At 61.4% G+C, this 22629-nt stretch carries 18 protein-coding genes; 7 read left to right on the forward strand and 11 right to left on the reverse strand.

Annotated elements, in window-relative coordinates:
* Positions 1-130: 130 nt before the first annotated feature.
* Positions 131-682, reverse strand: coding sequence for a c-type cytochrome (locus tag O6760_RS04890; RefSeq protein WP_269584365.1), 552 nt, complete (start codon positions 680-682; stop codon positions 131-133).
* A 198-nt stretch (positions 683-880) separates the two neighbouring features.
* Between O6760_RS04890 and O6760_RS04895 the strand changes: the two genes are divergently transcribed.
* The 6 genes from O6760_RS04895 (at position 881) to O6760_RS04920 (ending at position 6828) form a co-directional block, all read left to right on the forward strand.
* Complete coding sequence (locus tag O6760_RS04895; protein WP_269584366.1) at positions 881-1615, forward strand: 3-deoxy-manno-octulosonate cytidylyltransferase; 735 nt, start codon at positions 881-883, stop codon at positions 1613-1615.
* A 46-nt stretch (positions 1616-1661) separates the two neighbouring features.
* Positions 1662-2552 (forward strand): prephenate dehydratase, encoded by an 891-nt coding sequence (locus O6760_RS04900; RefSeq protein WP_269584367.1) that lies wholly within the window; start codon positions 1662-1664, stop codon positions 2550-2552.
* A 37-nt stretch (positions 2553-2589) separates the two neighbouring features.
* Positions 2590-3591 (forward strand): adenosine kinase, encoded by a 1002-nt coding sequence (locus tag O6760_RS04905; RefSeq protein ID WP_269584368.1) that lies wholly within the window; start codon positions 2590-2592, stop codon positions 3589-3591.
* Between the two features lie 488 nt (positions 3592-4079).
* Positions 4080-4712: a glutathione S-transferase family protein gene (locus tag O6760_RS04910; protein WP_269584369.1), complete on the forward strand. Its 633-nt coding sequence runs from the start codon at positions 4080-4082 to the stop codon at positions 4710-4712.
* Between the two features lie 368 nt (positions 4713-5080).
* Positions 5081-5929: a hypothetical protein gene (locus tag O6760_RS04915; RefSeq protein WP_269584370.1), complete on the forward strand. Its 849-nt coding sequence runs from the start codon at positions 5081-5083 to the stop codon at positions 5927-5929.
* A gap of 71 nt (positions 5930-6000) precedes the next feature.
* Positions 6001-6828: a hypothetical protein gene (locus tag O6760_RS04920; protein ID WP_269584371.1), complete on the forward strand. Its 828-nt coding sequence runs from the start codon at positions 6001-6003 to the stop codon at positions 6826-6828.
* A 304-nt stretch (positions 6829-7132) separates the two neighbouring features.
* On the opposite strand, the gene O6760_RS04925 is transcribed toward O6760_RS04920, so the two are convergent.
* Together O6760_RS04925 and dapB are read right to left on the reverse strand one after the other, a co-directional pair.
* Positions 7133-7753, reverse strand: a complete 621-nt coding sequence (locus tag O6760_RS04925) for a 2,3-bisphosphoglycerate-dependent phosphoglycerate mutase (RefSeq protein WP_269584372.1) — start codon at positions 7751-7753, stop codon at positions 7133-7135.
* 32 nt (positions 7754-7785) lie between these two features.
* Positions 7786-8595 carry a 4-hydroxy-tetrahydrodipicolinate reductase gene (gene dapB / locus O6760_RS04930; protein ID WP_269584373.1) on the reverse strand — a complete coding sequence of 270 codons (810 nt, stop codon included), beginning with the start codon at positions 8593-8595 and terminating at the stop codon, positions 7786-7788.
* Between the two features lie 424 nt (positions 8596-9019).
* Here dapB and O6760_RS04935 point away from each other — a divergent pair, with 424 nt between their 5' ends.
* The gene (locus tag O6760_RS04935; protein ID WP_269584374.1) at positions 9020-11773 is read left to right on the forward strand and encodes a putative bifunctional diguanylate cyclase/phosphodiesterase; all 2754 of its coding nucleotides are present in this window, start codon (positions 9020-9022) and stop codon (positions 11771-11773) included.
* A gap of 58 nt (positions 11774-11831) precedes the next feature.
* Here O6760_RS04935 and pnp read toward each other — a convergent pair whose 3' ends face one another.
* The 8 genes from pnp to rimP form a co-directional block, all read right to left on the reverse strand.
* Positions 11832-13967, reverse strand: coding sequence for a polyribonucleotide nucleotidyltransferase (gene pnp, locus O6760_RS04940; protein WP_269584375.1), 2136 nt, complete (start codon positions 13965-13967; stop codon positions 11832-11834).
* A gap of 329 nt (positions 13968-14296) precedes the next feature.
* Positions 14297-14566, reverse strand: a complete 270-nt coding sequence (gene rpsO, locus O6760_RS04945; RefSeq protein WP_269584376.1) for a 30S ribosomal protein S15 — start codon at positions 14564-14566, stop codon at positions 14297-14299.
* A gap of 207 nt (positions 14567-14773) precedes the next feature.
* Positions 14774-15718: a tRNA pseudouridine(55) synthase TruB gene (gene truB, locus O6760_RS04950; protein WP_269584377.1), complete on the reverse strand. Its 945-nt coding sequence runs from the start codon at positions 15716-15718 to the stop codon at positions 14774-14776.
* A 206-nt stretch (positions 15719-15924) separates the two neighbouring features.
* Complete coding sequence (gene rbfA, locus O6760_RS04955; protein ID WP_269584378.1) at positions 15925-16332, reverse strand: 30S ribosome-binding factor RbfA; 408 nt, start codon at positions 16330-16332, stop codon at positions 15925-15927.
* Between the two features lie 241 nt (positions 16333-16573).
* A complete protein-coding gene (gene infB / locus O6760_RS04960) occupies positions 16574-19309 on the reverse strand; it encodes a translation initiation factor IF-2 (protein ID WP_269584379.1) in 2736 nt (911 codons plus the stop codon).
* 30 nt (positions 19310-19339) lie between these two features.
* Positions 19340-19975: an RNA-binding protein gene (locus tag O6760_RS04965; protein ID WP_269584380.1), complete on the reverse strand. Its 636-nt coding sequence runs from the start codon at positions 19973-19975 to the stop codon at positions 19340-19342.
* Positions 19976-20110: 135 nt separating this feature from the next.
* Positions 20111-21769 (reverse strand): transcription termination factor NusA, encoded by a 1659-nt coding sequence (gene nusA, locus O6760_RS04970; protein ID WP_269584381.1) that lies wholly within the window; start codon positions 21767-21769, stop codon positions 20111-20113.
* 76 nt (positions 21770-21845) lie between these two features.
* Positions 21846-22439: a ribosome maturation factor RimP gene (gene rimP / locus O6760_RS04975; RefSeq protein ID WP_269584382.1), complete on the reverse strand. Its 594-nt coding sequence runs from the start codon at positions 22437-22439 to the stop codon at positions 21846-21848.
* Positions 22440-22629 lie beyond the last annotated feature (190 nt).

A 22629-nucleotide genomic window follows, 5' to 3' on the forward strand; every position in this document is an offset into this window, starting at 1 on the left:
GACCTAGCCAGCGCGAATATACTACGTAACGTAAGATTTGTTAATTTTTCATATAATTCAAATAAAAAAGCCGGGTCACTGACCCGGCTTCTCTAAAGTACAGCGTTGCGGCGCAAGCTGCTTTTGACGATTACTCGGTCGGCAACGGTGCCGGCGAATCCGACTGCTCACGAAGATAAGCAATCAGGTCGGCACGATCTTCAGGTTTACGAAGGCCGTTAAAGCTCATGGACGTACCGTCAACGTATTTCTTCGGCGCCTCGAGGAAGTGATCAAGTTCTTCGTAGGTCCATTCGGCGTTTGCTTCGCCGAACGCCACCATGGCCGAGGAATAGCCAAAGCCCTCATGTCCACCCGGCTTGCGTCCGATCACACCCCACAGGGCTGGTCCGACCTTGTTGGCGCCGCCCTGCGTGAAGTCGTGGCAGGCCGCACACTTCTTGGCAACCTTTTCGCCATCCTCGGCGGAGGCCTCGACGATACGCTCGGAGATCGGGGCGACTTCCGGCACAGCTTCCACTTCAGACGTGGAATCCTCGGCGGAAGCAACGACGATCTCATATCCCGGTTTGCCGGGGATCGTCGGATGGAAAATGATGTCGGACACAATCCCGACACCCATCGTCAAAATAAGAACCCCTAGGACCGCACCAGCGACCTTGTTCAACGTGAAGGAATCCATTCTCTCCGGCTCCAAGCTCATACGCGTCCGGGCCCGCAGCGCCACTGCGACCCCTATCAGCTTTTCGAATTTTGCCGGAACCTACAAATTTTTTGACCTTGCTGTCCATAGCTTTAAAAGGGCATCTGATACGACAAACGGACGCGGCCCGTATTTTTTTGCTTTCCGGCGCTTGCATCGGGCCACAGGGAGACCCTCTTGACAGCAGCACTTGTCATCATTCCGGCGCGTCTCGCGGCCACCCGCCTGCCGCGCAAGCCACTTGCCGATATTTGCGGAAAACCGATGATCGTGCGGGTTTTGGAGCAGGCGAGAAACGCCGATATCGGCGAGGTCGCGGTGGCTTGCGACGACAAGGACGTTTTCGAGGCGGTCCAGGATCACGGCGGCAAGGCCGTCATGACCAGGACCGATCATGCTTCCGGCTCCGACCGGATTTTCGAGGCCGCCGGCTTGCTCGATCCCGACAAAAAGCACGACGTGATCCTGAACGTGCAGGGTGACGTGCCTCTGATCGAGCCTGCGGCGATTCGCGCAGCCTTCGCGCCTCTGGCGGTTTCCGACGTCGCCGTCGGCACGATCATGACCGAGATTACCGATCCAGCCTATCGCGACAACCCGAATTTCGTGAAGGCGGTGACCACCCCGAACGGACACGGCCATCACCGGGCGCTGTATTTTACCCGCGCGACCGCGCCGAGCGGCGACGGACCGCTCTATCAGCATCTGGGGATCTACGCCTACCGGCGAAACGCCCTGGCGCGGTTCGTCCAGCTGCCGCCCTCGCCCCTGGAAATGCGGGAAAAGCTCGAGCAGTTGCGCGCCCTGGAAGCAGGCATGCGCATTGATGTCTCGATCATTGACAGCGCCCCGATGGACGTGAATACGCAAGAAGACCTCGACCGGGCCCGCGCGGCCTACCAGACCACCTGAGCAGGAACCGCATCAGGCCGTCACCAAGATGGAATGCGAAAGACCAATGAACGACAGAAAGAGAATAGTGTTTCAGGGAGAGACCGGCGCCAATTCCCACATGGCCTGCCGGAGCGTTTACCCGGACTATGAGGCCATTCCCTGCGCGACATTCGAAGACTGTTTCTCGGCCATGGACGACGGCACGGCCGATCTGGCCATGATCCCGATCGAGAATTCGGTCGCCGGACGCGTCGCCGACATCCACCATCTGCTGCCCAAGTCGAACCTTCATATCATCGGCGAGTATTTCATGCCGATCCGGTTTCAGCTGATGGCACCGAAGGGCGCGACCGTGGAAGGGCTGAAAAAGGTCCAGAGCCACATCCATGCGCTCGGCCAGTGCCGCAATGTCATCCGCGAGCTCGGCCTTGCCGCGGTGGTTGGCGGCGATACCGCCGGATCCGCCCGTCAGATCGCCGAGCTCGGCGACCCGAGTGTCGGTGCACTCGCGCCTGAAATGGCCGCGGAAATCTACAATCTCGACATTTTGCGGCGGGACGTCGAGGACGCCGCGCACAACACCACACGTTTCGTTATTCTCTCGCGTGACAAGTTGGAAGCCGCCCATAACGGCCAGCCGGTCATCACCACGTTCGTCTTCCGGGTCCGCAACGTCCCGGCAGCGCTCTACAAGGCGCTCGGGGGCTTCGCGACCAACGGCGTCAACATGACAAAACTGGAATCCTACCAGTTGGAAGGTCAGTTCTTTGCCTCTATGTTCTACGCCGATGTCGAAGGTCACCCGGAGGATCCCGGTGTTGCCCTCGCTCTCGAGGAACTTGCCTTTTTCTGCGCCGAGCTGAACCTGCTCGGCGTTTACCGGGCGAGCCCCTTCCGGGACAAGATCAAGGAACCGGAAGCCAATCGCGCCCTGCGGCCGAATCCACATTCCTGACGCCGCCCAAACCCACCTGGCCAAACCAGAGGATTTCATGACTGAAACCAGATTTGACGCCCTATGCATCGGCAACGCCATCTGCGATGTCTTTGCACATGTCGAAGAGGATTTCCTGCTTCAGGAAAACCTGATCAAGGGCTCCATGCGCCTGATTGAAACGGATGAAGCCGTCCGGCTGTTCGACAAGATGGGGCAGACCGTCCGCGTTTCAGGCGGCAGCGCCGGCAACACCGCGGCCGGCATTGCGTCGCTCGGTGGGCGGCCAGCCTATTTCGGTAAAGTGGCCGAGGACGAACTGGGCGACAGCTACTATCACGACATGAACGGCACCGGGGTCTATTTCAACACGCCCCGGCTGCGCGAATGGAAGCCCACCGCGCGCTCGATGATCCTGATCACGCCGGATGGCGAGCGCACCATGAACACCTATCTGGGCGCCTGCACGGAGTTCGGTCCCGCCGACGTGGACGAGGATGTCGTTGCCGCCTCCGCCGTCACCTACATGGAAGGGTACCTGTGGGATCCGGAAGAGGCCAAGAAGGCTTTCCTGAAGGCCGCCGAGATTGCACATGCCAACGGCAGGAAAGTCGCAATCACCCTGTCCGATTCCTTCTGCGTGGACCGCTATCGCAGCGAATTCCAGTCCCTGCTCACCGATGGGGTCGTCGATCTCCTGTTCGCCAACGAACACGAGCTGCGCGCGCTTTATGAAACCTCGGACCTGGATACCGCCATCGCGGCCACCCGCGAGACCGGTGCCCTTGCCGCACTGACCCTCGGCAAGGACGGCGCCATGGTCTTCAACAGGGAGGAAACCTTCCGGGTGTCTGCCCAGGAGGTTGACAATGTCGTCGATCTGACCGGTGCGGGCGATCTCTTCGCCTCCGGTTTCCTGTTCGGCCTGGCACGGGATCTCAAGCTCTCCGAAGCGGCCGAGCTTGGTTGCCTGTGCGCCGCCAGCGTGATCAGCCATGTCGGCGCCCGTCCGGAGCGGCCTTTGAAAAACCTGGCTGCCCAGAACGGCTACTCCCTCTGAAAAAACAGGACGGGCGGCCAATCGGTCGCCCGTTTTGCATGCGGTTGAAAGCCGGCAACCGGCTTCGCGTCCTCTGTTCGGTCGCTCACATCTACAGATGCGCTCCCCGAAGGCGGACACTGTGGTCTTAAACTTCCGGGGTCAGCAGGGTGGACCTTGCTGCCCTTGCCTGCGCGCCGCACCATTCTTGGCCACCATTGGCAAGATCAAGCCCCACCGTGTTTCCCGAGTTGAGCCATAGGGCTCGCAACCCGGTTCCTATCGACGGTGATTGCCATTGCGCGCGCAATCCGAGTTCATCCAGCGTCACTTTGCGAAAACGGCATTGATTGGCTGTCATCATTCAAACAGAGTTTCGCAGATCGGCGACCGGCAGATGCAAGCGTTCAGCCGGTCCGGCAATGCACTGCCACCCGTTTTCGTCTTGTCATGCCCGCGCGCGATGGTGGAACATCACCGCGCGAACGGCAAACAGGGAGGCCCCGCCCATGTCCGGGATCATCTTCTACACAAACCCCATGTCACGCGGACGCATCGTGCGCTGGATGCTCGAGGAACTGGGTCAGCCTTACGAGACGCGGGTGATGGACTATGGACCGCAGATGAAATCGCCCGACTATCTGGCGATCAACCCCATGGGCAAGGTGCCGGCCGTGCTGCACGGAGACGCCGTGGTGACCGAAGCCGCCGCCTGCTGCGCCTACCTCGCCTTCGCCTTTCCCGAAGCTGGTCTCGCCCCGGCGCCGGGCCCCCCCGAGAGTGCGGCCTATTTGCGCTGGATGTTCTTCGCTGCCGGACCGGGCGAGGCGGCGATCACCAACGCCCATTTCGGTTTCGAGCTGCCCGACGACCCGCAGGCGCGGGGGCGGTCCGGTTACGGCTCTCTGGAGACGGTCGCCGACGCGCTCGCCGCGATGCTGTCGGACGGGCGGGACTATGTGACCGGAGCGGCATTCAGCGCCGCGGATGTCTATGTGGGCTCGCAAATTCTCTGGGGAAGGATGCTCGGCACCTTGCCTGACCGGCCCGGGTTTGCAGAATACGCCGAGCGCCTGACGGCGCGCCCCGCGGCGGTCCGGGCGCGCGAAATCGATGACGCGCTGGTGTCTGCGTCGGGTTGACAGAGCCGAATTTCGTTGCGGTTGAGCCGAATGGCTCCTTCGTGTCGCCAATTGCACGTTCGGTGTTTCGCGGCACGATCCCGAAAGCTGACGTTCTTTGCGATCAGAGCAAATTGCGGAATTGCTGACTTTGCAGTCATTCGCAAGCTCAAGAAATGCCCCCCTTTCAGGCTGCAAATTTACTTGATGCGTTGTGCGCACCCTCTTAAATGCCCTAGAGGCAACTCTTGCATTATCGGGATTCCTGATCCACTATTCACAGTAATTATTTTTCATGCATAGTCCTGCAACGCCCTATTTCTTGTGCGCTGCAAAACAAACGAAAATATGCCCGCTGAAAGCACCATAGTCGATTTGGAACTTGACGTATGCCAATTGTCTTCGCCCCTCGTATACCCATGTTCGGCTTCGACGCCTCAGCATCACCCAAGTGGCAAATGGTCCCGAGGGGGTGGGAGCGCACGCTTGTCGTGCGGGGGGCCGGAGCCCTGGTACCTGAACTAACTCCCAACGACATTGCCAGGGTTACCTATGGCCGTGTCGGCGCCGATCATCATTTGACGATCAAGGGACTCAAGGCCGGCAAGGGATTTATCCGCTTTGTGCCGAACGCCGGATTTGCCGGCCCCGTCCCCAACAGCGACATACTCGAAATCTCGGTGAAGACCGAGGTCAAGATCAATACGGCATTCCACTATGTCAAAGACAATGCCGGCCACAAAACAAACCGCAACATGGGCGACCTCAACACCCTGATACAGGGCGTCAATCGTTTGCTGGACACCCAGGCCAACGTGCGGATGTACAGAAAGAGCGCACGCATTGTAACGGTTCCACAGAACCTTGGCGCCACGGTGCGGTTTTCCAGCCACCTGCCGGGCGTGGCAGCCGCTGAACATGAATGGGACGATGTCACAAGCTTCGCTGACGCTGCAGCAGACTTCAATGTCTTCTTTGTATGGCAGTATGAGCAAGATGCGACGCCTGCGATCAACAACACCCGTGCCGGAACCTTGGCGGGCGAAAAGAACTGCCTGATGCAAGACGTTATCACTGGCTCAACCCATGCTGAAACCCTGGCGCACGAGACCATTCACCTGCGTGGCATCGGTCCGCACAGCGGCACTGCAACGCACCTGATCGCAAGCGGAGCGGTGCGAACGGGGCAGCTCATTTCGCGCGCTCAGGCCAACATTATCAATCCGTCGGGCACATAATGTCTCGACACCGCAACTTGGCCAGATACATCGCATGGGCGTTTCTGTTCACCTGGCTCGCAGGAAGCACTATGGCAGACGACATGAACCTTGAGGCAGAGATCGCAACCGCGTTGGCTGGAGGCTCCTCGAAGGCTCTGGTAGAAGCAGGCGCGGCAGCCGTGCCCCCCCTGGCTGCGCGCCTGGCCGCTGCGGAGACCGCCGACGCGAAATCGCACCTGGTGGCCCTGTTGGCAGCCGTCGGCGGTGCGGAGGTCTTGGCGCCCGTATTGCCCTATATCGGCGACCCTGATCCTGATCTGCGTGCTCGCGCCAGCGCCACAGCGCTGAAATCCGTGTTGGCCTATGGCCCACCAGCCGGCCCCGTTGCCGCGCAGCTTCGAACAGCGGTAAGGGAAGCTCTCCAGGCACCAGACGCGGAAGGGGGCGTATTGCTCTTGGGGGCATTGGTGCCCGGATCGGAGGACGTGCTCTCGAGTCACCTGTCCGGCACCCGCCTGGTCAAGGCACAACCACAGGAGCCCACAGCCCCGGCAGCCCTGGCAGCGCGGCTAGCGCTCTCGGCATTGGGTGACAGTCAAGCGCGGACCAGTCTGCTGACACAAATCCCCCAGGCCGACCCTGACAGCCTCGTATTCATGCTCAAGGCCTTGCCCTTGATCGATGCGCCTGAGGTCCTGCATGCCCTATCCGCGACCACCCTGTCCTCCGATGCACCCGTCGCAGATGGTCGCCCCAGCGGACTCACACCCGCCCGGGAGGTGGCCGACGTCGCGGTCGAGGCGTTTGTAGCGCGTCTGGGCCTCGCTCCCAGCTTCTCGATCACGCCGGGAGCCATCTATACGGCGGAACAGCGGGCCGAGACCGCCAGGCTCATCGCGGGCTCCATCCCCAATTAGAGCGTATCGTTTCCGATTGGATCGGGAGATCTCGTGAGCCTTGGCCGAAGCGGGCTTAAAGCAGGCCTTCGCTGCAATCTGCACGACCAACCGCCTCGCGTCCCCAACTTGGCCGTCCGGGCTTCCGACCCTGTCTGCCTTGAGCCGTCGCTCGTCGCGAATTGTTACCCAAATCCGGGCCGGCACCTGTCGGCCCCATTCCCGTCAGTCGCGCAATAGAATGACTTGCCCACAATAACAAAAGCCGGGGCGGCTGCCGCCCCGGCTCGATGACATCTGTTCCGGCTTTGAACGCCCATCGGGATCAGTCGGCCAGATCCTGAACACTCAGAATGGCGCCATTCTCGTCCAGCCGGTAGATGATCGGCGTACCGGTCCCCAGTTCACGTTTCAGGATTTCCTCGGGAGAGAGGTTTTCCAGCTCCATGATCAACGACCTCAGCGAATTGCCATGCGCAGCAACAATGGTGCGCTTGCCCGCCAGAACCTTGGGCAGGATCTCGGCCTTGTAGTAGGGCAGCACCCGCTCCGCGGTCATTTTCAGGCTCTCCCCGCCGGGAGGCGGCACGTCGAAGGAGCGGCGCCAGATATGCACCTGCTCTTCGCCGAACTGCGCGCGCGCCTCGTCCTTGTTCATTCCGGTAAGATCACCGTAGTCACGTTCGTTCAGGGCCTGGTCCTTGACCGTCTCCAGCCCCGTCTGGCCGAGTTCATCCAGAATGATGTCGAGTGTCTTCTGCGCGCGGGACAGCACTGACGTAAAGGCAATGTCGAAGGTCAGTTTCAGATCCCTGAGCTGCTCTCCGGCCTTGTGGGCTTCCGCCACACCCTGTTCCGTCAGGTCCGGATCCTTCCAGCCCGTGAACAGGTTCTTCAAATTCCAGTCGCTTTGTCCGTGACGGACAAGCACAAGAAGGCGGTCCATGCCATTCTCCTCAATCTAAACACGCAACGATATCAATCCAGGCCGAGCACGTCGGCCATCGAATACAATCCCGGCTTCTGGTCGAAGCCCCACAGGGCTGCCTTGACCGCCCCCCGTGCAAACAGTTGCCGGTCCTCGGCCCGGTGGGTCAGTTCGAGACGCTCGCCCTCTCCGGCGAGAATGACGGAATGCTCGCCGATCACCGAACCGCCGCGCAGCGTGGCAAAGCCGATGTCACCGCTTCTGCGCGGATCGGAAATGCCGTCCCGGACCCGTACGGAATGTGCCGCCAGGTCGATGCCGCGCCCTTCGGCCGCGGCCTCGCCGAGGAGAAGAGCCGTTCCGGACGGCGCATCGACCTTGTGCTTGTGGTGCATTTCCAGAACTTCGATGTCGAAGTCCGCGTCCAGCGCGGCGGCGGCCCGCCGCACCAGGCTGGCCAGCAAATTCACACCGAGGCTCATGTTTCCGGATTTGACGATACGCGCATGGCGAGCTGCCGCCTTCAGCGGTTCGTCTTCGCCCGCGCCCCAGCCGGTCGTGCCGATGACATGCACGATCCGGGCCTGCGCGGCCAGTTCCGCAAACCAGAGGCTGGCTGCGGGCGTCGTGAAATCGAGAACACCGTCGGCCTGTGCAAAGGCCGTCAAGGGGTCGTCGGTCAGGGACACACCGAGCGCGCCGACACCGGCCAGCTCACCGGCATCCTGACCGAGAAGATCCGACCCTTCCCGTTCAATGGCCGCAACTACGCCGGCACCCGGCACTTCGGTCACGGCGCGGGTCAAGGCCCGGCCCATCCGGCCACCAGCTCCCACGATAACCAAGCGCATCTGCCCCATCGGCTTCCCCTCGTCTAATCACCGGTTGGGGGTATACCAGTTTCACCGGTGGAGGCAAACGCCTGTTCTGCCTCCGGGTGGCAATGGAAGGATTAGATATTACTGTAAAATATTACCATGTCCATTTGCGCAGTTCATGGCTGAACTCAAGTTGATTCAAACCTCTATCGGGTCGACTTTCATCCAATCAATTCATGAAAGATAAACTTCGTGCAGTTAGCCTAGAGATGAAACTTTCCTAATCTTACAATTGCGAGCCACGATCAAGATTTCATGATAGCATGATCGAAATCACACGGTCCGGTACAGTCTGGTTTGCTCTTGGACAATTGGAGCTAGGGTCAGGACTCATTAATTTGATCGAAATGGCATTAAACCTGCCCAAGGCCACGGACATGCAAACGGACTGCTCGGGAGTGCTTCATTGAAAGCCCGTTTTTCCATACCGTTCAGCCGACTCGTCATGGCCCTGTTTGCGTTCGGTCTGATTGGGACGGCAATCGCCCTGTTCTGGATAACGCATCTCGGCAGTCTTTCGATCGCGGAACACGAGATAGCCCGCAGCGCCAAGTCAAAGGCGACCCTGGCCAGGCTCGTTTTCACACAGCATCTTGACCAGCTCGAAACGCAAATCCGCACGATCGCGGCCAATCCGGATATTCGAGCGGCCTTGAAGGCCAACGACAAGGTCACGGCAAAGCAGATCGTCGAAAGAGCCTCGGAGGGGCTGACCAGCGCCGTGCTCGACATTCTGCTGATCGATCATTCCGAGGAACCCGGATGGGTTAACGGCAGCCTGGGCCTGATCGACATCCGCAACCAGTTGCCTTCAGGCATACGCGCCGCCATGCCGCCGGATATCTGGGTCACCTACGCCAACCATTCGGGCAATCCTGTGGAGGTGACCGCGGCCATGTCGACACCTGTCCTGGATCCGGTAACCGGCCTGGCACTCGGAAAGATCTATGGCGGCACGACGGTAACGGATTCCTTCTCCCTTCCCGGCGTCCTTGCGAAGATCCTGAAGGTCGAGGACCTGGCTCTCTATCATGACAATCATGTGGTCGCCGGGCTCGGCGACCTGACAACGGAAGATCTTCCGCCGACGCTCCTGCAAACGCCTGACAGCGTTTCCTATATGCTGAAGGAAGACCACCTCTACGTCTACGCGCCGCTTATGCAGAGCCTGGACGGCCACATGATGGCCGCGGTCGTGAAGCAGCCCGTCGACACGCTCCAGAAGGTGGAGGAAACCTACAGCAAGCTGTTCACGCCTTTCCTGCTCTATACCGCCATCCTGGCAATCGGCGCGGCGTTCCTGGTGAACCGGATTACCAGCGCCGGCCTTGGCCGGTTGCTATCCTATGCCATGAGCCTGCGGCAAGACCGCCTGGTTTCGCCGCCCTCGCAAGGTTTCATCACGGAGTTCAACAAGCTGGCCTCCATGTTCCAGGCCGCGTTTGAGGCAATGCGCGAACGCGATGCCCAGTTCAAGGACATGATCGACGGATCCCTTCACGGTGTGCTTGTGCATGCCAATCACCGGATCCTCTACGTCAACGACGCGCTTTTGCAAACGCTGGGATACCAGTCCGGCGACCCGAGCCAGCTCGTCGGCGCGCCCACGCTTGCCATCTATGCCCCCGAGGAGCGTGACCGGCTGAACAGCTACTACAATTTGCGTGACAAGGGAGGCGCGCCCAGGGCCTACGAGGTGAAGGGATTGCGAAAAGACGGCACGACCGTCTGGCTGGAGCAGCATGTCCGGATCACCGAATGGCGCGGCGAGAACGCCTTTTATGCAACGATCTCCGATATCAGCGAGCGCAAGCGCCAGGAGGAACTGGCCACCAAGAACGCGAATTTCGACATCCTGACCGGCTTGCCGAACCGGCGCCTCCTGATGGACAGGCTCCGTCAGGCCATCCAGCGCAGCAAGCATTTCGGGGAGCTGACCGCGTTGATGATCCTCGATCTGGACCGGTTCAAGACCGTGAACGACACCTATGGGCCGAAAGCCGGGGACTGCGTGATCGAGGCGATCGCCGCCAGACTGACGGAAACGCTCGGTGCCGACCAGACGGTCGCCCGCATGGGTGGCGACGAATTCGCGATCATCCTGTCCAATCCCGAGGACCGCTGGCAGATCGAACAATGTGCCAAGGATATCCTGGCCGTGATTGCCGAGCCCATCACCCTGGACAACGGAGCCAGGATCGTCATGGACGGCAGCCTGGGCATCACGTTGACCCCCAATGACGGAACGGACGACGAAGCCCTGCTGCTACAGGCCGATACAAGCATGTTCCAGGCGAAAACCGACAGCGGCTCCAGTTATCGCTTCTTTGCCACCCGGATGAATGAACAGACCGCCCGGGCTGGCCAGATCGAAATCTCCCTGCGCCAGGCCCTCGAAAAAGGTGCGTTGCACCTGAACTACCAGCCGATTGTCGACTATTCGAAGAACCGGGTTGTGAGCTGCGAGTGCCTGGCGCGCTGGAACGATCCTCAACTGGGAACCGTGACCCCGGCCGAATTCATCAAGATTGCGGAAGAATGCGGGCTCATTATTCCGCTCGGCGAATGGGTGCTGCGGGAGGCCTGCGGCTTTTACCATGCCTGCAACCGCAACGGCCTCCAGCTGGACGCCATAAGCGTCAACATCTCGCCCCGCCAGTGCCGGGATGCCGGCTTCCTCGAGCGGCTGAAGGCAATTCTCGCGGACATGGAAATGGATCCTGCCCGCCTTCAGCTCGAAATCACCGAAAACGTGATGTTTGACGACCAGCGCGTCAATCCGATCGAAATCCTCGAATCCATCAGCGAACTCGGCATCAAGATCTCGCTCGACGATTTCGGAACCGGGTTTTCGTCCCTGAACTACCTGAAGCGGCTGCCGATCGACACGCTCAAGATCGACAGGTCCTTCATCATGGGGCTGGAACGGGACAAGGACGGGCAGGCCCTGGTTCAGGCAATCATTTCGATGGCGCATTCGCTCGGCATCGAAGTGGTCTGCGAAGGTGCTGAAACGCAGGAACAATGTGACCTGATCCAGTCCTTCGGCTGCTCCTATATCCAGGGTTACAGCCTCGCAAGGCCCATGCCCGGTGTCGACTTCCAGCGTTTCCTCGCAGAAACGAACGGCATCAAATCCGTGGCGGTGCGGGCCGGGTAGGAACAACAAAAAACGGGGACCCGAAGGTCCCCGTTTCCGGAAGTCATGCAGAAGACGCTTATTCCGCGTCTTCGCGTTCTTTCTTCTCGATTTCCTTGCCGGTCTCCTGGTCGACGACCTTCATGGACAGGCGAACCTTGCCACGCTCGTCGAAGCCCATCAGCTTGACCCAGACCTTGTCGCCTTCCTTGACCACGTCGGTGACCTTGGCGACTTTCTTCGGAGCCAGCTGGGAGATGTGAACCAGACCGTCCTTGGCACCAAAGAAGTTCACGAAGGCGCCGAAATCGACGCATTTCACGACGGTGCCCTCGTAGATCACGCCCACTTCCGGCTCGGCGGCAATGGAGTTGATCCAGTTGACGGCAGCCTTGATGGCCTTGCCGTCCGCGGAGGCGATCTTGACGGTGCCGTCGTCCTCGATGTTGACCTTGGCACCGGTCTTCTCGACGATCTCGCGGATGACCTTGCCGCCGGAACCGATGACTTCACGGATCTTGTCGACCGGAATCTTCATCACTTCGATACGCGGTGCATGCTCGCCGAGCTCGGCACGGGCCTCGGTGATGGCGTTGGACATCTCACCCAGGATATGGATGCGGCCGTCCTTGGCCTGGCCCAGAGCGACCTTCATGATCTCTTCGGTGATGCCGTCGATCTTGATGTCCATCTGCAGCGCGGTGATGCCGTTCTCGGAACCGGCCACCTTGAAGTCCATGTCGCCGAGATGATCCTCGTCACCGAGAATGTCGGACAGGACAGCAAACCGGTCGCCTTCCTTGATCAGGCCCATGGCGATGCCGGCCACCGGGGACTTCAGCGGAACGCCTGCATCCATCAGCGCCAGCGAGGTGCCGCAGACGGTTGCCATGGAGGACGAGCCGTTGGACTCGGTGATCTCGGAGACGACACGGACAGTGTACGGGAACTCGTGATGCGCCGGCATCATCGGGTTGATCGCACGCCAAGCCAGCTTGCCGTGACCGATTTCGCGGCGCCCCGGGGAGCCCATACGGCCGGTTTCACCGACCGAATAGGGCGGGAAGTTGTAGTGCAGCATGAAGTGCGCCTTGATGGTGCCTTCCAGCAGGTCGACGAACTGCTCGTCTTCGCCGGTGCCGAGGGTGGAAACGACCAGGCCCTGGGTTTCACCGCGGGTGAACAGCGACGAACCGTGGGCGCGCGGCAGGATGCCGACTTCCGACGTGATCGCTCGGACCGTGGACAGGTCACGGCCGTCGATGCGCGAACCGGTGTCCAGGATGTTGCCACGAACGATTTCCGCTTCCAGCTTCTTGAACTGGTCGCCGAGCACGTTGGCTTCGACCGCCTCGCCTTCGGCGGCGTTGGTGATCAGGGCCTCGACGACCTTCGCCTTGGCGGCGTCCACCGCATTCTTGCGCTCGGTCTTCGAGGTGATCTTGTAGGCTTCGGCGACTTCACCGGCAGCCATGGACTTGATCTTGGCGAACAGCTCGGAATGATCCGGCAGGGACAGTTCGCGCGGTTCCTTGGCAGCGGTCTCTGCCAGCTTGATGATCGCATCGATCACCGGCTGGAAACCTCGGTGACCGAACATCACCGCGCCGAGCATGGTGTCTTCGTCCAGTTCCTTGGCTTCCGATTCCACCATCAGGACGGCGTCGCCGGTTCCGGCAACGACCAGGTCCAGCGAGGACTCGGGCATGTCGTCAACCAGCGGGTTGAGAACGTATTCGCCGTTGATGTAGCCGACGCGGGCACCGCCGATCGGGCCCATGAACGGCACACCGGAAATCGTCAGGGCCGCGGAGGACGCGACCATCGCCAGGATGTCCGGCGCATTTTCCAGATCGTGCGACAGCACGGTGATGACCACCTGGGTGTCGTTCTTGTAGCCGTCGGCGAACAGCGGACGGATCGGACGGTCGATCAGGCGGGAGGTCAGGGTCTCGTGCTCGGACGGACGGCCTTCGCGCTTGAAGAAGCCACCAGGGATCTTGCCGGCCGCATAGGCCTTTTCCTGGTAGTTCACGGTGAGCGGGAAGAAATCCTGGCCCGGCCGGGGTTCCTTGGCGGACACGACGGTCGCCAGGACCTTGGTTTCGCCATAGGTCGCCATCACGGCGCCGTCAGCCTGACGGGCAACCTTGCCCGTTTCGAGCACGAGCGGACGTCCGCCCCACTCGACTTCTACACGATGAATGTTGAACATCATCTGTCCTTACAGCTTTCTGCCCGGCCCGGCTGCTTTCGGTACAGCACATGGATCCAGGCACATTCCCGGTCGGCCCCGGATGGGCCGGTTACCGGCGGACAGGTCACGGGCAAGACAACGGGCTGCTTTCGACGCTTTTTGCGGAAAGGAGCCGGCAATCCTGCCCCATGACATGTCACGAGGTTTCTATAGAGCGTTTGCAGTCAAATGGAAACGCTCAATCAGCGAATTCATAAGCGAAGACCTTGACCGGCTTCACCTGTATCGCCTGCATAGAAAAACGCGGCGGGCCCTGGGGCCCACCGCGTCTTCAAACGTCTGCGGTCTTAGCGGCGAATGCCAAGACGCTCGAGGAGCGACTTGTAACGCTCTTCGCTCTTGCCGCGCGTGTAGTCCAGCAGGGACCGGCGCTGCGCAACCATCTTCAGGAGACCGCGGCGGGAGTGGTTGTCCTTGCCATGGCCCTTGAAGTGTTCGGTCAGGTTGTTGATGCGCTCGGTCAGGATGGCGATCTGGACTTCCGGGGAACCGGTGTCGCCTTCGCTGGTCGCGAATTCCTTGATGAGCTCAGCTTTACGCTCTGCAGTAATCGACATCGCTCTTTCCTTTCAAAGAGTGGGGTCCGTTGACCGGACACGTTGAACTGCCCGAAGGCCTGATCCGGATGTCTCCAGAGCCGAGATGTCGTTCAGCAAAGGGTCTTTCCGGACGAATTGGACATCAGTGCCCAATGGCGGCGGTATATGGCAGAAAACAGCGAGAAAATCCAGCAGTTTCTCAAGCTTTCGAACCATGCCCGAAACTCACAAATGGAATACCCTCGTCGGCTGGAAACGGCCCTTGTCAATTGAACCGATGGCGACGGGCACATTGGCGTGGCTGGCGAAGGCGACCCCGGTGTTGAGCGGCGCCTCGCGTCCCCTGAGCAGCACGGCCATGCCCTTGCGGATCTTGGCGGCATCGTCGAGCGAGACCGGAATCTCGAGCAGGGCATCCATGGCCTCGCGCACAGGCAGGACAAATTCCTCCACCAGCGCATCGATGCCTTCGCCTTCGTCCTGCTCTTCCGCAGCTTCGAGCAGTTCGTCGAAGGCCACCAGATCTTCCTCGCCGAACGGGCCGACCAGCAGGCGGCGCAGTTCTGTGACATGGCCGCACGTGCCGAGACGGCGGCCGAGGTCGCGGGCGAGCGCCCGCACATAGGTGCCCTTGCCGCATTCGGCCTCGAAAACGGCCCGGTTCACGTCCGGGCATTCCACGAGATCCAGCCGGTGCACATCGATCGGGCGGGCCTCAAGCTCGACGTCCTCGCCGTCACGGGCGAGATCATAGGCGCGTTCGCCGGCCACCTTGATGGCGGAGAATTTGGGCGGCACCTGCAGGATCGTGCCGACAAACTCACCGAGCACTTCCGAAATGGCCGGGGCATCCGGACGCACATCGGAGGTCGCGATGACCTCGCCTTCGGTATCGTCGGTGTTGGTCTCCGTGCCCCAGGTCACCTCGAAGCGGTAGACCTTGCGGCCGTCCATGACAAACGGCACGGTCTTGGTGGCTTCGCCGAAGGCGACCGGCAACAGGCCGGAAGCGCGCGGGTCGAGCGTGCCGGCGTGGCCAACCTTCTGCGGCGAGAAGATCCGCTTGATACGCCCGAGTGCCTCGTTGGAGGTGATGCCGTAGGGCTTGTCGAGCACCAGCCAGCCGTTGATGGCGTTCTTTTTTCTTTTGACCTGCTTCTGCCGTGCCATGTCGGGTCCGTATAGATCTGTCGAAAGTTTGGCATCTGGAAGCGATGTGCTTCCTAGGCTTCGTCATTGCCGGACCTGATCCGGCAATCCATGCCGTTTCCTCGCCTAAAGCCAAGGCTTATCGAACGGAAACGCTCAGGCATGGATCCCGTGGTCAAGCCATGAGATGACGTCAATGAAATATTCGCGCACGGTTGGTTGCGCGCCTATTCCTCTTCGTCCGCGCCGAGATCCCGCGCGACATCGGGGGAATGCAGCAGCGTGCCGATGCGGTCGTCGTCGTCGAAACGGGTATCGAGCACGAAACGCAGGTCGGGCATGTATTTCATGGTCAGCCGGCGGGAGACCTGGCCGCGCAAGTACTTGGCACTGCGGTTGAGCGCTTTTTCGACCTTCTCCGCGTCCTTGCCGCCAAGCGGCATCACCAGGCAGGTGGCGAGCCTGAGGTCGGGCGTCATGCGCACTTCCGGGATGGTGATGATCACGCCGTCCAGATCCGGATCGGAAAAGCGGCCGCGTGTCAGAATGTCGGACAGTTCCTTGCGCACCGTCTCGCCGACCTTGAGCTGGCGCTGCGACGGGCCACGGCTGTCGTTTCCGTGTTGTCTTGCCATTGTTGTTGTCCTTGCCTCGCTGGCCAAACGGCTTGCCCGAAAACGGGCATCGTCCCTGCCGGACCTGATCCAGCAATCCATGCGGTTGCCTTGCCTTAAACCAGATCTCCGATCTGTCCGGCGCAAGGGCATGGATGCCATGGTCAAGCCATGGCATGACGAAGAAGTCCATGACCAAATACAGCGTCAGCGGCTCACCTGAATAAGCCGCTGACCTCAATTTCAATTTGTTTGACGCCCCTTAGAGCGTGCGCGCGATCTGCTCGACGCGGAAACACTCGATGATGTCGCCCGGACGCATGTCCTGGTACTTCACGAAGTTCATGCCGCATTCCTGACCGGACTCGACCGACTTGACCTCGTCCTTGAAGCGCTTGAGCGTGCCCAGTTCGCCTTCGTGAATGACGACGTCGTCGCGGATGAGGCGGACATTGGCGCCACGTTCGACGACACCTTCTGTGACCAGACAGCCCGCAACCTTGCCGACCTTGGAGATGTGGAAGATTTCCTTGATCTCCGCGTTGCCGAGGAAGGTCTCGCGACGCTCCGGAGACAGCAGGCCGGACATGGCCGACTTGATGTCGTCGACGAGGTCGTAGATCACGTTGTAGTAACGGATCTCGATGCCGTCGCGGCTTGCCGCTTCGCGGGCCTGCTTGTTGGCACGCACGTTGAAGCCGAGGATCGGCGCGTTGGACGCCGACGCCAGGGTGATGTCGCTTTCGGTAATGCCACCGACGCCCGACAGCAGGATGCGCGCGCCGACTTCCTCGTTGCCGAGTTCGTTGAGCGCATGGGCGATGGCTTCCGCCGAGCCCTGCACGTCCGCTTTCAGAACCAGCGGGAATTCCTTCCGGCCGGTTTTCTGCGCACTCATCATCATCTGCTCGAGGGATCCGCGGGCTGCCGAAGCAACCACCGAAGCCTTCTCGCGGATCTGACGCTGGCGATAGTCGGTGATCTCGCGGGCGCGGCCCTCGTTTTCCACGACGGCGACCATGTCACCCGCGGCCGGTGTGCCCTGGAAGCCCAGAACCTCGACCGGCTTGGACGGACCGGCTTCCTTCACCTGTTCGCCGTTCTCGTCGAGCATGGCGCGCACACGGCCCCATTCGGAACCGGCCACCAGGATGTCTCCCGGCTTGAGCGTGCCCTTCTGCACCAGAACGGTGGCGACCGGACCCCGGCCGCGGTCGAGCTGGGCTTCGATGACAACGCCTTCCGCGGTGCGGTCCGGGTTCGCCTGAAGCTCCAGCACCTCGGACTGCAGCAGGATCATTTCCAGCAGCTTGTCCAGGTTGGTGCCGTTCAGGGCCGAGACTTCGACATCGATGATGTCGCCGCCCATGGATTCGACCACGAGTTCCTCGCTCAGGAGTTCCGTGCGGACACGGTTCGGGTCGGCACCCGGCTTGTCGATCTTGTTGATCGCGACAATGATCGGCGCTTCGGCCGCTTTGGCGTGCGCGATCGCTTCCTTGGTCTGCGGCATGACGCCGTCATCGGCGGCCACGACCAGGATGACGATGTCGGTCGACTTGGCACCGCGGGCCCGCATCTGCGAGAAGGCCGCGTGGCCCGGCGTATCGATGAAGGTGATCTTCTGACCATCCTGATCGACCTGATAGGCGCCGATATGCTGGGTGATGCCGCCGGCTTCACCGGTGACCACCTTGGACTTGCGGATCGCGTCGAGCAGCGAGGTCTTGCCGTGGTCGACATGGCCCATGATGGTCACGACCGGAGGCCGCGGCTTCAGAGTGCCGGCGTCGTCTTCCGTCGTGAACAGGCCTTCTTCGACGTCCGCTTCGGAGACGCGCCGGACCGTGTGGCCCATTTCCTCTGCGATCAGCTCGGCCGTATCGGCGTCGATGACGTCGTTGATCTTGAGCATCTGGCCCTGCTTCATCAGCAGCTTGATCACGTCGACGGCGCGCTCGGCCATGCGGTTGGCGAGTTCCTGGATGGTGATCGCTTCCGGCAGGGTGACTTCGCGGGAAATCTTCTCGCGCACCACCTGCTGCTGGCCCCGCTTGGCCTTTTCCTGACGCCGGCGCATGGAGGCGAGCGAACGGGCCCTCTGGCCGTCGTCACCACCGGTGGCCGCGGAAATCGTCAGCTTGGAGCGGCGGCGGTCGTCACCACCGCGCGGACGCGTGGTCGGTGCCGGGGCCTGCTTGGGCCGCTTGACGGCGCGAAGGCTCTTGTTGCGGTCGTCTTCGCCGCCTTCCTCGCGGGCCGGCTTCGGACGGGCCGCGGCCGGTTCCTTGCGCTTGCCCATATCGTCGAGGCTCGGCGGTTTGCCGCCATCGGCGTGCGCCGGTTTGCGCATGGCGGGTTTTCTGGCGTCCGTTCTTGCCGGAGCGTCGGCCCGGGCGGCGGGTGCCTCCGCGGCAGGAGCGGCCGGCGCCTCGTCGGCGGGCGCGGCCTTGGCCTGTTCCGCAGCAGCCTTTGCTTCCTCGGCTTCACGCTTGGCGCGGTCCTCGGCTTCCTGCTTGGCGCGGGCCTCTTCCTCGGCCTGACGCTGCACGGCTTCGGCGGCGCGGCGTTTCTCGTCTTCCTCGCGGCGCTTGCGCTCCTCGACCTCACGCTCCTTGGCCATCTGGAGGGCCACCGCGCGTGCGGCGGCCTCTTCCTTGGTCAGGGTCCTGAGAACGTTGCCATTGCCCTTCTGGCGCTGGCCGGACGCGGAACGGCGTGCCTGCTTGGCAGCCTGCGGATCCGCGGGCTGCGGTTTGCGCGGTGCTTCGGCGGGCCGGTCGAGACGCTGCGTCGTCGGTGCGGGGGCGTCCGGTTTCCCTTCCTGCCCCGGAGTTACGACACGGCGCCTTTTCTTTTCCACGACGACGTTTTTCGACCGGCCATGCGAGAACGATTGCCGAACAGTTCCCTGATCGCCACCGCCGCGCTTGAGGCCAAGCGTTTTGCCACGCTCAACGCTGATTGTCTTGTCGCCTGGATTTTTCGTATCGCTCATATTGCCTTCAGTCCTGCGCAACCGCCCTTGTCAGGCGCTGCCATTGTCGCCGTGTGCTCCGGATAAGCCGCGAAAACGCTCCAGTTCACGTGCCCGTGCCAGAAAGTTTTCGCTCGCCTGCCCCGCAAGCAGTGCAGCATGTATCACATTTGACCGGCCCAATGCCAAATCCAATTGGTCCGAATCGAATAAACGAACAAATTGGCACCCGTTTGCCGGTTCCTCTCTTGCCGCGGCCACCGCCGCGAGCTTCCTCACCCCGTCCTCCGCGGCATCCGCGGCGTGGACCAGCCCGGCGACGGTATCCCGCCGCAAGGCCGCTTCAACCTTGGCGTAGCCGGTGACCAGTTCACCGGCCTTGCGCGTCATGGAGAGCGCCTGCAGCGCCGATCTTTCCATAAGCGCATCAACCCGCTCCGCCAGTCCGGGTTCGACACGGGCCTCCGTCTTGAACCCTCTGCCGAACACCTTCTTCCGGTCCTTCTCGGCAACGGCCACGACATCGTTCACGGCCGTTACCCAGACACCGCGCCCGGGAAGCACCCGCTTGAGATCCGGAACCACCTGACCCTCGGGATCAAGCACGAACCGGATCAGCGAGCTGACGGGCAGAACCTCCCGGGTGACGGCACATTGCCGTTCGGTCGGCTCATTCTTCCTGGGCACGCTGCCACTCCTCTGGACCAGCCCGCCATCAGGCGGTTTCGCATGATGACCGCATGGCTGGTCGACTTCGTCCTTCGGGCCGTATTGGCCGCCGTTCAGAACAGCGGCCTGCCCCCGGAGACTTTCGCCTCCCCGTTATCCGTTCAGGATCGCACCACCGGCCGGCACGTCTTCCTCGGCCACTTCAACGATTTCGACATCGTCTTCATCGCCTTCTTCAAGCTCCGCTTCCTGGGCCGCAAGCTCTTCCTCGGTGATCCAGCCGGCCGCCAGGCGCGCTGCCATGACGATGTTCTCTGCTTCCGCGCGGGAAAGATCGAAGCCGGACAGGGATCCCTCGAACCGCTTGGTCTCGCCGTCCTTGCGCTCGGTCCAGCCGATCAGGTCGTCTGCCGCGCAGCCCGCCAGGTCTTCCATCGACTTGATGTCATCCTTGCCGAGAGCCACCAGCATAGCCGTTGTCAGGCCGTCAATCGAGCGAAGTTCATCGGAAACGCCAAGTTCGATGCGTTCCTCGTCAAGCTTGGCCTCCAGTTCGCTCAGGTAGTCGCGGGCGCGGGCCTGGATCTCGACGGCCGTGTCGTCGTCGAAGCCCTCGATCATGGCGATCTCATCGAGCTCGACATAAGCGACTTCCTCGACGGAGGTGAAGCCTTCGGTCGCCAGCAGCTGGCCGACCATCTCGTCCACGTTGAGAGCTTCCATGAACAGGTTGGACCGGTCCTGGAATTCCTTCTGGCGGCGCTCGGATTCTTCCTGTTCGGTCATGATGTCGATGGCCCAGCCGGTCAGCTGGGACGCCAGACGCACATTCTGACCGCGGCGGCCGATCGCAAGAGACAGTTGGTCATCCGGGACGACAACTTCAATACGTTCCGCGTCCTCGTCCAAAACGACCTTGGCAACCTCGGCCGGCTGCAAGGCGTTGACGATGAAGGTCGCCGGTTCCTCGTTCCACGGAATAATGTCGATCTTCTCGCCCTGCAACTCGCCGACAACCGCCTGAACGCGGCTGCCGCGCATGCCTACACAGGCACCGACGGGGTCGATGGAGCTGTCCTTGGAGATCACCGCGATTTTCGCACGGGACCCGGGATCGCGCGCAACCGACTTGATCTCGATCACGCCGTCATAGATTTCCGGCACTTCCTGCGCGAACAGCTTGGCCATGAACTGCGGATGCGTGCGCGACAGGAAAATCTGCGGGCCGCGCTGCTCACGGCGCACGTCGTAGATGAAAGCCCGGATCCGGTCGCCGGTGCGGAAGATCTCGCGCGGGATGAGTTCGTCCCGGCGCACGATGCCTTCGCCGCGGCCAAGATCGACAATGACATTGCCGTACTCGGCGCGCTTGACGACACCGTTGATGACTTCGCCGACACGATCCTTGAATTCGTCATACTGACGGTCGCGCTCGGCCTCGCGCACCTTCTGCACGATCACCTGCTTGGCGGACTGGGCGGCGATGCGGCCGAAATCGAGCGGCGGCAGCGGCTCGGCAATAAAATCGCCGAGGCTGGCTTCCGGGTTGCGCGCCTGCGCATCGGCCAGGGAAATCTCGGTGGAAATGTTTTCGACGGTCTCGACCACCTGCAGCAGCCGCTGGAGACGGATTTCACCGGTTTTCGGATTGATCTCGGCACGGACTTCCGTCTCCGTGCCATAGCGGGAGCGGGCCGCCTTCTGGATCGCGTCTTCCATTGCGTTGATGACGATCATCCGGTCGATGGATTTTTCCCGTGCGACCGCGTCAGCGATTTGCAGCAGTTCCAGCCGGTTCGCGCTGATTGCCATATTCCACTCCTCTTGCGCCAACGGTCATCTCGGGTCGTTCGTGGCGCGTTTCTTCTGGTGCCGCTAAGCCGCGTGCTTAGTTGGGCTTGTTGTCCTGTGACAGCTCGTCCGTTGCCTCGCGGGCGGCCAATGCCGCCTTTTCCGCCTGTAGAGCCGCCGTAATCAAATCGTCCGTCAGAACCAGCTTGGCCTCGCCGATATCCGACAGCGGCAGGTTCACGGTATCGGGATCCCCGTCCTTGGCGTCGGGCAGGCGAATGGTCGCCACGCCGTCCTCGGCACCAAGCAGGGTTCCACGGAATCGCTTGCGGCCGTCCTGCATGACGGCCATCTCGACCTTCAGCTCATGGCCGGCCCAGCGATTGAAATCGCCCGCGCGCACCAACGGCCGGTCGATCCCGGGAGATGAAACTTCCAGATGATAGGCCCGGTTGATCGGATCCTCGACGTCGAGCGCCGGGGAGACCGCGCGGGAGATCGTTTCACAGTCCTCGACGGTCATGGTGCCGTCGGGACGTTCCGCCATGATCTGCAGGGTGCAGCCGTTCGCCGCGCTGATCCTGGTGCGCACAAGCCGGTAGCCGAGGTCTTCCACCACCGGCTCAACAATCGCGGCAACACGGGCATCGAGGCCCTGTTCCGTCACAATTCTCGGTTCGTGTGCGCTCACACTTGGCTCCTGTTGAAAGCCGTTGCCGGCTTTTGAGCATCAGATGTGCCTGATCAACAATTTACATAGGGCAATCCTGCTCAAGGTCGTCTGTCTCCGGCCTATAGTTAAACAAAAAAGAGCGGGTCCCCGGTGGGCCCACTCTCAACTGCTCAGTAAGCCGTATGAGGTGAAACACGGGCTGTATAAC

It is taken from the genome of Roseibium sp. Sym1 (genome assembly GCF_027359675.1).
Lineage (GTDB): Bacteria > Pseudomonadota > Alphaproteobacteria > Rhizobiales > Stappiaceae > Roseibium.